Genomic DNA, 12,882 nt, shown 5'->3' with positions numbered 1-12,882 from the left:
CGAACGCTAGTGGGCCCCGGCCGGGATTTCGGTTCCGTCCGGGGCTTCGTCGTATCCGCCGTCGGGCGCAAGGCCGCGTGAGGTCGCGAAGGAGACCCCTTCCAGGAAGGCCTTGGCGCGTTCAGTCTGCGGGTACGCCGTCAGCAACCGCCAGAAGGCGGCATCGTGGCCGGCCACCAGGAGGTGGGCCAGTTCGTGGAGCAGCACGTAGTCGATCACCCACTGCGGCATGGGCTGCAGCTTCGCCGAGAGCCGGATGGTGCCTTCGGACGGCGTCGCGGAACCCCAGCGCGAATTCTGGTTGGTGACCCAACGGACCGAGGAGGGCACCGCCCTGCCGCCCAGGTACTTCGCCGACAGATCCGCGGCGTGGGCGGCAAGGTCGGTATCGCTGCGGGGGCGGCGCGGGCCGGAACCCCGCGCCGCCCGGTCCCCCTGGCGCCGGAGTTTTTCCAGCATGCGATGGACCCACTCCCGTTCCTGCGCCCTGCTGAAGGACGCGGGGATGGCGACGACGGCGGTGCCGTCCTCCCAGAACGCGGCGACCGTGCGGCGCCGGCGCGCAGAGCGGCGGACCACTACCGGGGCGCCGTCGGCGGTGGTCAGCGGTGTGGCCGCCGGAACTGCGCCGGACTTCCCTGAACCAGGTATCACTGAACCCCCAGACTTCACTGAACCGTGCTTTCGGCCAGGACCGTCAGAACGGCCTCGCCGTACTTCTCCAGTTTGGATGGACCCACGCCGGCGAGTTTGGCCAACTGCTCCAGCGACTCGGGGCGTGCCTCGGCGATGGCGGTCAGGGTGGCATCGGTGAACACGACGAATGCCGGGACGTCGGCCTCGAGGGCCACGTCCTTCCGCCACTGCCTGAGCGCGTCGAACGTCTGTTCCTCGTAAGTGGGCGGGCACTGGTTGCAGCGGCCCACCTTGCGCTCCGCGCCGCTGGAGAGCATGCTGCCGCAGACCCGGCACGACGCCGGAACGGCCGCTTTCCGCCGCGGCGCCGGGCCCTTGCCCCGCAGGTGGGAGCTGGCCACCGAGTCGGGGCGCAGGCCGTCGAGGAAGCGGGAGGGCTTGCGGTTGGCGCGTCCCCCGGGTGTCCGGGCAGTGGACCAGGACAGGGACAGGTGTTCGCGGGCGCGGGTGATTCCGACGTACAGGAGCCGGCGTTCCTCGTCCACGGCTTCCGGAGTGTCCGCGAACGAGATCGGCACGAGGCCCTCGCTCAGCCCGACCAGGAACACGGCGTCCCATTCCAGGCCCTTGGCGGCGTGCAGTGATGCCAGGGTAACGCCCTGCACGGTCGGTGCGTGCTGGGCCAGGGACCGTTCCTGGAGCTCGTTGACAAAGTCCGGGAGCGAGAACTGCGGGCCCCTGCTGATCACGAGTTCGTCGGCCAGCGCCACGAGTGCGGCCAGCGATTCCCAGCGTTCACGGAGAGCGCCGCCGCTGTGCGGCGCCGCGTCCGTGTAGCCGAGGGAGGCGACGATGTCCCGGACCAGCTGCCCGAGCGGCTCGGGCGTGGCGGTTTCAGCCACCGCCCGGGTGGCGGCCCGGAGCTGCAGGATGGCGTCCCGGACCTCCTTCCGCGCGAAGAACCGCTCGCCGCCGCGCAGCTGGTAGCCGATCCCCGCCGAGGCCAGCGCCTGTTCGTAGGCTTCGGACTGCCCGTTGGTGCGGAAAAGTACGGCGACCTGGCTCGCCGGAGTTCCGGCGTCGAGGAGTTCGCGGATCCGTGCGGCGACAGTGGCGGCTTCCGCCTCGTCATCCGAGCATTCGGTGAACCGCGGCACCGGGCCTGCCGGCCGTTGCGCCACGAGCTGGAGAGGCGTGGCCCAGGCGGCGTCCGCCACCGGGCCGCCGCTGCGCCGGCCGGCAAGGAGGTCGTTGGCGAGCCTGACTACCTGGGGCGTGGACCGGTAGTCCCGGATCAGCTTGACGACGTGGGCCTCGGGATACATCGCTTTGAACCCGAGCAGGTGCTTCGGGGAGGCGCCGGTGAAGGAGTAGATGGTCTGGCTGGCGTCGCCCACGACGCAGAGCTCGTCGCGTCCGCCGAGCCACAGCTCCAGGAGCCGCTGCTGCAGCGGCGAGACGTCCTGGTACTCGTCGACGACGAAGTGCCGGTACTGTTCCCGGACGGTCGCTGCCACCTTTGGGTCCTCCTGCAGGATCCCCACGGTGATCAGCAGCACGTCCTCGAAGTCGATGACGTTGCGGTCGGTCTTGACGTCCTCATAGGACTGGAAGACCCGTGCCACGGCCGTCAGGTCGAAACCGCCCGGATTGCCCCGGCCCTGGGCGTTCTCCAGATAGTTCGCCGGGGTCAGCATGGATACCTTGGCCCACTCGATTTCGGAGGCGAGGTCCCGGATGGAGGCGCGGTCCGTGCTGAGCCGGAGCCGGCGCGCGGCCTCGGCAATCATCTGTGCCTTGTGGTCCAGCAGGTTGGGCAACGTGCCGCCGACCGCCTGCGGCCAGAAGAACTGCAACTGGCGCAGCGCCGCGGCGTGGAAGGTGCGGGCCTGGACGTTGCCGACGCCGAGGTCGCGGAGCCGGCTGCGCATCTCGGCGGCAGCCCGGGCCGTGAAGGTGACAGCGAGGAGCCGTTGCGGGCTGTACACCCCTGAGTGCACGCCGTAGGCGATCCGGTGCGTGATGGCGCGGGTCTTGCCGGTGCCGGCACCGGCCAGGACACACATGGGCCCCTGCAGGGTGCTGGCGACCTCGCGCTGCTCGGCGTCGAGGCCGCCGAGGATCCGTTCCTCCAGCGAGCGGCCGTCGGGTTCGGGGGCATCGCCCGACGTCGGGCCGCCCGACGGTTCCCCGCCGGCGATGGTGCTGAAGTTCAATTTCTCTGTGGTCACTTTTGCTGCTCAGTCGGTAGTCGGTGTCCTGCGGATAGGGGCAGGCCTGGTCAGGCGCTGTCCGCGGCGTCCTGAATGACGCCGCCGTACCAGTGTTCAATAAGGGACCGGGCGATGGAGAGCCTGCTGGAAATGACGATCTCGCCGCTGAGGACGGCGTCCTGCAGTTCGCCCCGGCTGAACCACCGTGCCCTGGTGACCTCGACGCCGTCGGGCCGGGCTTCGGTGTCCGGCGTGGTGGCCGTGAAGCCGAGCATCAGGGAGGCGGGAAACGGCCAGGACTGCGATCCAAGGTACTGGGACGCGGTGACGCGGACCCCGACTTCCTCGCCAATTTCACGCTGCACGGCCTGTTCGAGCGACTCCCCCGGTTCGACGAAGCCGGCGAGGGTCGAATAGTTCCGGGCGTCGGGCGGGCCGCCTCCGCCCAGCAGCAATCTCCCGTCGGGGCCGACCACGGTGACGATGATGGCCGGATCCGTCCGGGGGAAGTGCTCGGAGTTATCGGCCGGGCAGCGCCGGACCCAGCCGCCGGCTTCCGGCTGCGTGGGAGTGCCGCAGCGCGGGCAGTGCGTATGGGTGGAGTGCCAGTTCGCGATGGCGCTCGCTTCGATGAACAGCGCAGTGTCCGTGGCATTCAGGCGTGCCGCGACTTCGCGGAAACCCACCCACTGTGCATCGCTGGGAACGCCGGCCACGTGGGCCTCGAATTCCTCGGCCTGGACTTCGAACTGAAGCGGGAGGACAAAGAGGACAAGTTCGGTGCCGGCGTCGAGGTCCGAACCGGCCAGGGCGGAACCGAGGTAAATCATGTGTTCGGGGGCGTACGGGGTGTTGGCCAGGTGCCCGGAGAGCTCGGCCGCGTTGAGGAGCACGAGGCTGTTGCCGCTGACGAGGGCCTGCCGGCCGGAGAGCACCACGGCCCGCGCCGCGCCTGAACGGACCAGCTCCGCGAGCATTCCGGGTTTCACCCGCGCCGCGGATCCGCGGTCGATCAGGGCCGGGCGCACGGGAAGGACAGTCTCCATGAGGTGGTTTGCCGGCAGAAGTTGTACCCGCGGGGCCGCACCGTCGGGTGCCGGGGATTCGGAGGGTGTTTGCTGTGATGCCGATGAAGATGCCGCTGACTCCGCAAGACTCATACACCCACCGTACTGACTCGGGCAGACAATTGACATTTGCCGACCCTGCCGCCGGGTGCTCCACAGCGTGTGCGGGACAGGCCGCTTGCCCCGGATTCAGCGCCTTTTCCCTCCGATTTGTCCCCGATCTCAAGACTCGCCGGAGTGCATCGCCGACTTGGGCGCCGCTCAATCTACCGTGGAAGGGTGAGAAGGAAACCAATCGAACTGGCAGCTGTAGCAACAGCGGCGGTACCCGGCCTGACCCCGACCGCCGTCAGCTCTGCGCCCGACGATCCGGCGGACTTCGACGCGGCCCTCCTGCTGGACTCTGAAGGCAAGCGTTGGCGCGTCCGCTCCCCCCGGCATGCCGAAGCGAGCGCCCGGCTGGAAACCGAATTCCTGGTGCTGCGGGCCTTCGCTCCCGGCATCCGGGCCGAGCTCCCGTTCCTCATGCCCACAGTGGCGGGAACGGTCCGCCAGGGCCAGCTCAGCACGTTTGTCTATTCGCACCTGGCCGGCGCCACCCGCTCCCTGGACGAGCTCAGCACCGGCTCGCCCGCGCTGGCCCGCGAAATCGGGGCGGCCCTGGCCGCGATCCATGACCTCCCGCGGTCAATCGTGAGCAACGCCGATCTGCCCAGCTACACGCCCAACGAATTCCGCCAGCGGCGCCTCAACGAACTGGACCAGGCGGCCACGACCGGAAAAATCCCGCCGCTGCTGCTGCGGCGCTGGGAACACGCCATGGAAGACGTCTCGCTCTGGCGCTTCAATCCCTGCGTCGTCCACGGCGACCTCCACGAGGACAACCTCCTGGTCGAGGGTGAGCGTGTGACCGCCGTGACGGGCTGGACCGACCTGCGCATCGGCGACCCGGCGGACGACATGGCCTGGCTGGTCGCCTCCAACGAACAGGACTTTGTGAACGCGGTCCTGGATCACTACACCTCCAGCCGGCGCGACGTGCCCGACGCGCACCTGTTGCGGCGGGCCGCGCTCTCCGCCGAATTCGCCCTCGCGCAGTATCTGGTCAAGGGCATGGCCGCCGGCAACCAGGAAATGATCGACGAGGCGGAATCCATGCTCGCCACACTGGCCGAGGACGTGGCGGAACACGGCGGCCAGCCGATCAGCGTCGAACCGCTGCCGCAGCCGGTCGCGGCACCCGAACCCGGCACCGAACAGGCCATTGCCGACGCCGGTACTCATGTCGATGCACCGACGGTACCGGCCCCGCCGGCCCCTGCGGCCAACGGGACGGAGTCCGCCGTCAGCAAGGTCACGCTGCTGCCCATGGAGCCGGTCCCGGGCAGCGCTCCGGCTGATGATGCCACTGCCGGCATCAGTGCCCGGCCCGCCGTGCACGTCACGCCTATCCCCCGCGAAACGGGGGCTGACGAACCGGCGGCTGTCCCCCAGCCTGTCGCAGACACAGCCGCTGGCGCAGGCACAGCCACAGCCGCTGCCGCTGACGCAGGCGAGCAGGCAACCGCCGGGCCGGGCGCCGGTCAGGCCGCAGGTGGGTCCGACGACATCACCGCAATCCCCGGCGCCGCGAAGTCCTCCGAGACCTCCGAGACCTCCGAGACCTCCAACGATGCTGCCGCGCCAGACGGCGCCCCGCAGGCGGCGGCTGCGGACGCCGGGGAGGTCCGTGAGGCCGGTGACAGCGACGCGGGAGCGGCGGTTCCCGCCGGCACCGACACGTCGACGCAATCGATCGCCGTCGTTCAGCCCGATTCCGTTGTTCAGCCCGACTCTGTCGTCCAGCCCGATTCCGTTGTTCAGCCCGACTCTGTCGTCCAGCCCGAGACCGCTGCGGAGCCCGGGCCCGGTGACAACACGTCAACCGCCGCGATCACGGTGGTCGACTCCGCGTCCCGCTAGCGCCGGCTGCCGGCCGGTTTAGGTGTAATGCCCCGGCCGGCTCGTTCGGCGGGCTTTCTCCGGCCGGCTGACATCCGTTAGGCGCCGCTGTACTTCGCCGTCCTCCCCAGCGCCGCCGCCACGATTTCCTCAAGCTTTTCCGCCGTTCCGAGGTCGTGGGGGCGGACCACCTGGTTGTCGGCCACGTAGTAGAAGGCGGCCCGGACGTCCTCCAACGGGACTCCCTTGAGCCGGGCCCAGGCCAGCCGGTAGACGGCGAGCTGGACTGCCTTGACCTTCAATTGGGCCGCCGAGGGGCGGCGGCCGGTCTTCCAGTCCACAAGATCCCAGCGGCCGTCGGCGTCGCGGAACACGGCGTCGATCCTGCCCCGGACCACGACGTCGCCGATCCGCGTCTCGACAGGGACCTCGACGTGGGCGGGGGCGCGGTGGGCCCACTCGGACTGGCGGAAAGTTTCCACCATGGAATCCAGGCCGTAGGCCTCGTCGATGTGGTCGTCAGCGCCGGCGGCCTCACCCAGGTCCAGCATCCCGGCGGCGCCGAAGTATTCCTCCACCCAGGCGTGGAAGGCCGTGCCCTTGCGGGCCGACATCCCCGGTTCGCGCGGGATCGGCCTGCGCAGGCGGGACACAACGGAGCCTGGGTCATCTTCCAGGTCCACGAGAGTCGACGCCGAGATGTGCCCGGGCAGATGCACATCCTGGACCACCGAACGCCGGGAGCGGCGTTCCAGCAAAGTGGCCGCCTCCTGCGCCCACCCGGCGGCAGGACCGCGCAGGACTAGACGTCTTCCGGCCTCCGCGCCATCCGGGCCGGCGTCCATTGCCTGCAGGACGCGGGCCGCTGCGGATTCCATAGCCGCCCGCCGGCCCGGGACAAGCCGCAGCCGTTTACCCGTCCGGGGGTCATGCGGGCCCTCCAGCGGGTCATAGGGCCAGGCGGCGACTTCGAGTTCGGAGGTCAGGGGGCTTTCGGCCGGCAGCGCGTCCTCGCTGACGGACAGCGGATGGATTTCGGCCGCGCCGTCGGCGGTAAGGCCCTCGAGCCCGGCAAGGAAGGGAGACATCTCCGCCAAACCCGCCCGGGACCCCACCCACGCCGCACTCGATAGCCAGAGCACGTGTTTGGCACGGGTGTACGCCACGTAGGCCAGGCGCCGTTCCTCGGCCTCGCCGTGCGCCTGGACGGCAGACTTGAACTCCTTTTCGGCGTCAAGCCAGCCTTTTTGGTCCGGCTGGTCCAGATCCCATTGGGGCAAGTCGGCGCGGTCGCCGCGCAACGGCCACGGCAATGCCGCACTGCCGCTGCTCCACCGCGAGTCCCGGCTGCTGGGGAACGCCCCGGAATTGAGCCCGGGAACGAACACGACGTCCCATTCCAGCCCCTTGGAGGCATGCACTGTCAGCAGCTGCACGGCCTCGTGGTTCACCTCCGGCGCTGCGGCATCCAGACCGTTTTCCTCGGCCGCCGCGGCTTCCAGCCATGCGAGGAACGCCAGGACGTCGACCCGCTGGGAGGTGTGCAGGAACCCGGCCGCTGCGTCCTGGAAGGCGTCCAGGTTACGGCGGGCCTGATGGATGCTGATCCCGGGCCGCGCCGCAACTTCGATGTCCAGGAGCATCGCCCGTTCGACCTCGCCGAGCAAAGTGGTGAGGTCGTCCCCCATGTAGCTGCGCAACTGCCGGAGCTCGTCCGAGAGCCGCTGCAGACGGTCCCGGGCCTCCGGGCTCAGTCCGCGTCCGTGCGCCGAGATCCAGCCCTCGCGGGGCAGCCAGTCCAGAGCCTCGACCAGGCTGGCCGAATCGGTGATGTCGCCTTCAATCACTGCGTCGTCGATCGCGTCCTCGGCGGCACGCCCGTCATCCCCGGCACCCTGTCCGGCTTCACCGGCGTCCGGGCCGCCGGGGCGGCCCCGACGGCGGGCCAGGAAACTGGACCAGTCCCGCAGGGCCATCAGGTCCGCCGGGCCGATCCGCCACCGCGCGCCGGCCAGCAGGCGCATGAGGGAGTCCGAGCGGCCCGGGTCGGCCAGGACCCGGAGCGTAGCGACAAGATCGACGATTTCCGGCGTGTCCAACAGCCCGCCGAGCCCAACGATTTCGTAGGGAATGCCCCGGACTTCGAACTCGCGGCGAATGCATTCCATCTGTGCCCGGCGCCGGCACAGGACAGCCATGGCCGGCGGGACCGGGTCGGCGGAGTGCGCGGCGTCGAAGTCCGTCACGCGGAATTTCAGCACGTCGCTGGCGATCGCCGCGGCCTCGGCTTCGTCCGTGGCGAACCGTCCCATCACCACCCTGCCGTCCACCGCGGCCGGGCTGGGCTGCAGTGGCGGGACCTCGACGGCGTCGGCGCTTTCCCGGGCGCCGGCGGCCCCGAGGTTCGCCGCCGCCTTGCTCAGCGGCGCCGAAATGAGGTTGGCGGTGGCCAGGATGTTGCGTCCGTTGCGCCACGCTGTAGTCAAGTAGGAGGTGGGCGCCACGGCAAAGCGCCGGGCCTGCCCGCTGCTCCGGTCCCCCTCGCCGCCGTGGGCGGTGTCGGTACCGTCGCCGCTGACGAGGATCGGGAATTCGCGGACGAAATGGAAGAGTTGCCCGGCGGACGCGCCCCGGAATCCGTAGATGGACTGGTTCGGGTCCCCCACCGCGGTGACCGCATGGCCGTCGCCGAAGAGCCGGGAGAACAGCACCAACTGGGCGTGCGAGGTGTCCTGGAACTCATCGAGCAGCACCACCTTGTAACGCTGGCGCTCCGTTTGGGCGGCGACCGGAATCTCGCTGGCCACCCGCGCCGCCAGGGCCACCAGGTCACCGAAGTCCAGGGCGCCGCGGGCGCGCTTCGCCTCGGAATAGCGGCCCACCATGTCCGCGACGCTGGCCCGCGTGCGAAGCATCGCGCTGAGCTCGCCCGCGGCCTGGGTGGGGTTCTTCCTGGCTTCTGCGACGTACGGGAGCGACTCGAACTCGGCGACCCGTTCCAGCAGCCAGCCACGGACCTGGGCCGGGTCCTGCAAATGCTCGGAGCACTCTCCCGCGAGCTGGATCACGGCCTTGACGAGCGTCGATTTGGCGGACCGGAAGTGTTCGTAGTCCCCGTCAAAGGCTTCCACCACCTCGCTGGCGAGCTGGAACGACTGGGCGCCGCCGAGCAGCACGACGTCGCGTTCGACGCCGAGGCGGAGACCGTAGTCGGACACAATGCCGCTCGCATACGAGTGGTAGGTCGAGACCTTGGGTTCGAGCGCATCCGCGCTCAGCAGCCCGGCCGGGAAGAGCGTGTTCCCGGTGTCGGCCGCCGCGATGCGCGCCAGCGCGGCCAGCTTGGCCCGGATCCGGGAGGCGAGTTCGCCGGCGGCCTTGCGGGTGAAGGTGACGCCGAGAACTTCCTCCGGCCGGACCCAGCCGTTGGCGACGAGCCACACCACCCGGTCCGCCATGGTGGCGGTCTTCCCCGAGCCCGCCCCGGCGATCACGAGCCGCGGCGTGAGCGGCGACGAAATGATCAGGGACTGTTCGGCCGTGGGGCTGTTCCCCTCCCCCAGCAGTGCCGACAGCTCTTCAGGGCTGAACCGCGGCGCGGGAAGGGGAGCTGGTGCCGGATGCGGGTCGGTCGGGCCGCTTGCCGGCGCCTCGGGGCTCATTCAGTAACCTGCTTTCCCCGCACGCACAGCGGGCACACTTCAGGGAGCCGGCAGCCGTGGCCGCCGTGGCCTCCCTTGGACGGATCGTGGCGGGCCTGGAAAACACTGCCGGACATCACGCGGGCGGCGTCGCCGACCATCTCCAGTGCCCAGTTGTCCTGCGGATCCAGCGGCGCCTGGGCCTGGATGCCGGGGCTCTTGGTTGTGGTCCCCAGCTGGGCCAGGACGGCGCCGCCCGGCAGCGGCGGCGGACCGTCGTCGGGACCCGCGAAGCCGCCGGCCAGCACGGCGGCCTGATAGGCGCCGAGCTGCGGGTGCCGGTCCAGATCCGCTTTGCCGGGCTGGCGTTTGCCGGTCTTGAGGTCGATGATCACCAGCCGGCCCTCGGCGTCGATCTCGAGCCGGTCGACCTGGCCCCTGAGCACGGCGGGCCGCGCCGGACCGGTGCTCCCGCCGTCGCCGGGATCGGATCCGGCCTGTGTGGAAGTGGCCTCCGCTGGAACGTCCGGCAGCTTCACCTCAAAGTCCTGTTCGACGCCGACCAGGCTCCGGCCCTCGCTGCGCATTACGAGGACATACTGGGCGAGCTTGCGGACCATGGACTCGGCTCGCTGGAAGTCCAGTTTGCCTTCCCAGTTGTCCTTCATCCCCAGCGTGGGCCAGCGCCGGACGAGTTCGGCGACATACTCGCTTCCCGAGGCGTCCGGGAGGTCCTGCGCGATGGCGTGGACCAGCGTTCCGAGGCTGCGGGCAAAGTCGGTTGCGGCTTCACCGCCGGCGGCTTGGACGAACCAGTCCAGCGGAGATTTCTGCACGGTTTCGACCTTCGAGGGCGACACGAACACGGTACCGCCCGGCGGAACCACCGCCTCCTCCGAGGACAACTCCGCCAGACCCCACCAGCTCGCGGGGTGCGCGCCCGGAACCGGCGGCTGCGCCGTGGCCAGGCCTCCCAGCACGGCCGCGGCTTCCGCCGTTTCGGCCGCCCTCGGGTCGAGCTGGGCGTATTGCCGCAGTTCCGCGACCAGCGCCCGGAGGGTCAGCGGACGCTCGACCGGGGTAAACCCCCGGCGGTCCTGCCCCGGCTGCAAAGGCGCCACATAGTCCAGGAACGAGGACGGCTGCTCATCCTCCGAGGACACCGCGGTGCAGATCAGCACCTCCCGGGCGCGGGACACGGCCGTGGAAAAGCTCCGGAGCTCGTCATAACGGATTTCACGCAGCCGGCTCTGCGGATCCAGTCGCAAGGCATATTCCACGCCGTGCTCGACGGCGTCGGCGAACAACGTGCTGCCGAGCAGCTCGCCGCGCAACCGGGTGTTGGGCCACACGCCTTCCTGGAGTCCGGGCACAATTACCACCGGCCATTCGCGGCCGGCCGCGCTGGCAGGGGTCATGAGCTCCACCGCGTCTTCCAGTTGCGCCCGGGCGGCCAGGGTATCCATGGGAAGTTCCTGGCTGAGCAGGTATTCAAGGAACTGCTCCGGGCCTGAACCCGGCAGCTGGTCCACAAAACGTTCCGCGGTATGGAACAGCGCCATCATGGCATCAAGGTCACGGTCGGCCCGGGCACCGGCTGGTCCTCCGGCGAGGGCGGCGTCGGTCCAGCGGGAAGCCAGGCCGGTGGAATGCCAGAGCGCCCAGAGCACCGTCTCGGCGTTGCCGCCGGGGGCACCGGCGGCGTCCCGGCCCGCTGCGATCATCCGGGCAATCCGGCGGGCCGAGTGACCCTCGATGCCCAGCGTTGTGAGCGCTCCCGGCTCCAGCAGGGCTTCAACCAGGAGCGCGTCGCTGGTGCGGCCGCCGCCGCCCAGGAGTTCCTCCCGGCGCAGCGACTGCCGCAGCCTCCGCAGTTCAATCGCGGTGGCGCCGCCGATCCGGGACGTCAGCAAGGACACCGCTGACTCGGGTGTGAGCACGGCAGGGTCCAGGGCCACCGCATAGGCATCGAGCAGCGGACGGACCGCGACCTCGTCCCGGACGGCGGATTCGGCGACGGGAATCCGGACCGGGATCCCCTGGCCGGCCAGGTACCGCTGCAACTGGCTGAGCTGGCCGCCGTTGCGCACGATCACGGCGATGTCCCCGAGTTCCCGGTCGTCGTTCAGCTGGGCTTCGAGGATCCGCTGGGCCACATACCGCAGCTCGTGGACCGGGGACGGCAGCAGATGGGCCTCGACCGTCCCCGCGCGGCCGCCGGCGGCTCCTTCCGGTGTCGGGACAGCTTGCCCGTCCGGCGCCGGCACTGGTCCGGGCTGTTCGAGCCGGCGGGCGGATTGGCCGCCGGACCTGCGGGAGATGCGCCCGGCCACTGACAGCCATGCTTCTGCCACGGCCGGGTCCTGCCGATGCGCCGTCCACAGGGACCGTTCCAGGATCGTCCCGTCAGGGGCCAGGAGGCCGGGAAGCTCCGCCACGAGATCGGGGCGTGCCCCGCGGAAGCCCTGAACCACGGTGTCCGGCGAGGCGGTGATGATGGCATCTTTGCCGGCGGCGATGTCTGCGAGCAATTCGAAGACCGCCGGGTTCGCCTCCTGGATGTCATCCACGAGAATCAGCTGCAGGCGGTCGCGTTCGGCGGCGAGGAAATCGGGTGAGTCCTGGAAGATCTGGCGCGCGGCCGTGATGATGCCGGCGGGGTCGAAGGCCTCGGGCATGCGCAGGTCCAGGACATCGCGGTACTCGGAATACAGGGCGGCCGCCGGAATCCAGTCCGGCCGGTTGCACTGCCGGGCCAAGGCCACAAGGTCCTCGGCGGTCCGCCCGGATTCGATGATCCGGTCAAAGAGCTGGCGCACTTCCTGCCGGAAACCGCGGGTCTGCAGGGCGGCGTCCAGGTCCTCGGGCCAGGGCAGCTCGAGGCCGGGCAGCGCATGGCCCTCCAGCAGTTCCTTGAGGATCAGGTCCTGTTCCGGGCCGGAGAGCAGCTTCGGCTGGCGCGGAAGCGGCAGGAGGCCTTCGGCCTTGGCACGGCGGATCAGATCGAAGGCATATGACGCCCAGGTCCGCGCCGGCGTCGTGCTCAGGCTCCGGTCCAGGCGGGCAGTGAACCGGTCGCGGAGCGTATCCGCGGCGAGCCGACCGGGAGCCAGGATGAGCATCCGCTCCGGATCCAGGCCATCGCGCAGGGTGCGGCGGACGGCGGCCTCGACAAGGACCGTCGACTTACCGGTGCCGGGCGCGCCGGGCACGAGGACGGGGCCGGAGCCGGGCGGGACCTCGACGGCGGCGAGCTGGTCCGCTGACAGCACCGGCACCGTGCTGTGCTGGGTCCGGGGCGGCAACAGGCGCAGCCCTGTTCCCGTTGCGCGTCCCGCCCCGGGAAGGGGACGGGACCCGGACCGCTGCAGGCTTGGTTCGAGG

At 70.2% G+C, this 12,882-nt stretch carries 5 protein-coding genes and 1 pseudogene; 1 reads left to right on the top strand and 5 read right to left on the bottom strand.

Annotated elements, in window-relative coordinates:
- Positions 1 to 6: 6 nt before the first annotated feature.
- From B5X90_RS10955 to nudC, 3 genes are all read right to left on the bottom strand, one after another.
- Complete coding sequence (locus B5X90_RS10955; RefSeq protein WP_079553067.1) at positions 7 to 651, bottom strand: M48 metallopeptidase family protein; 645 nt, start codon at positions 649 to 651, stop codon at positions 7 to 9.
- Positions 652 to 668: 17 nt separating this feature from the next.
- The gene (locus B5X90_RS10950) at positions 669 to 2,771 is read right to left on the bottom strand and encodes an ATP-dependent DNA helicase UvrD2 (RefSeq protein ID WP_143264724.1); all 2,103 of its coding nucleotides are present in this window, start codon (positions 2,769 to 2,771) and stop codon (positions 669 to 671) included.
- A 146-nt stretch (positions 2,772 to 2,917) separates the two neighbouring features.
- Positions 2,918 to 4,009: an NAD(+) diphosphatase gene (nudC, locus tag B5X90_RS10945; protein ID WP_079552882.1), complete on the bottom strand. Its 1,092-nt coding sequence runs from the start codon at positions 4,007 to 4,009 to the stop codon at positions 2,918 to 2,920.
- A gap of 186 nt (positions 4,010 to 4,195) precedes the next feature.
- Between nudC and B5X90_RS10940 the strand changes: the two are divergent.
- A pseudogene (locus B5X90_RS10940) lies at positions 4,196 to 5,437 on the top strand (phosphotransferase); the annotation flags it as partial.
- Positions 5,438 to 5,955: 518 nt separating this feature from the next.
- Here B5X90_RS10940 and B5X90_RS10935 read toward each other — a convergent pair.
- A complete protein-coding gene (locus tag B5X90_RS10935) occupies positions 5,956 to 9,519 on the bottom strand; it encodes an ATP-dependent helicase (RefSeq protein WP_079552880.1) in 3,564 nt (1,187 codons plus the stop codon).
- Complete coding sequence (locus B5X90_RS10930) at positions 9,516 to 12,869, bottom strand: ATP-dependent helicase (protein WP_372702888.1); 3,354 nt, start codon at positions 12,867 to 12,869, stop codon at positions 9,516 to 9,518. Before B5X90_RS10930 ends, B5X90_RS10935 begins: the two co-directional genes overlap by 4 nt.
- Between the last annotated feature and the right edge of the window lie 13 nt (positions 12,870 to 12,882).

The organism is Arthrobacter sp. 49Tsu3.1M3, from assembly GCF_900168135.1.
Lineage (GTDB): Bacteria > Actinomycetota > Actinomycetes > Actinomycetales > Micrococcaceae > Arthrobacter.
This window is presented reverse-complemented; position numbering and strand designations above follow the sequence as displayed.

Coding starts and splice junctions, on each gene's coding strand:
- nudC (WP_079552882.1), bottom strand. CDS start 4,009: ATGAGTCTTGCGGAGTCAGCGGCATCTTCATCGGCATCACAGCAAACA.
- B5X90_RS10935 (WP_079552880.1), bottom strand. CDS start 9,519: ATGAGCCCCGAGGCGCCGGCAAGCGGCCCGACCGACCCGCATCCGGCA.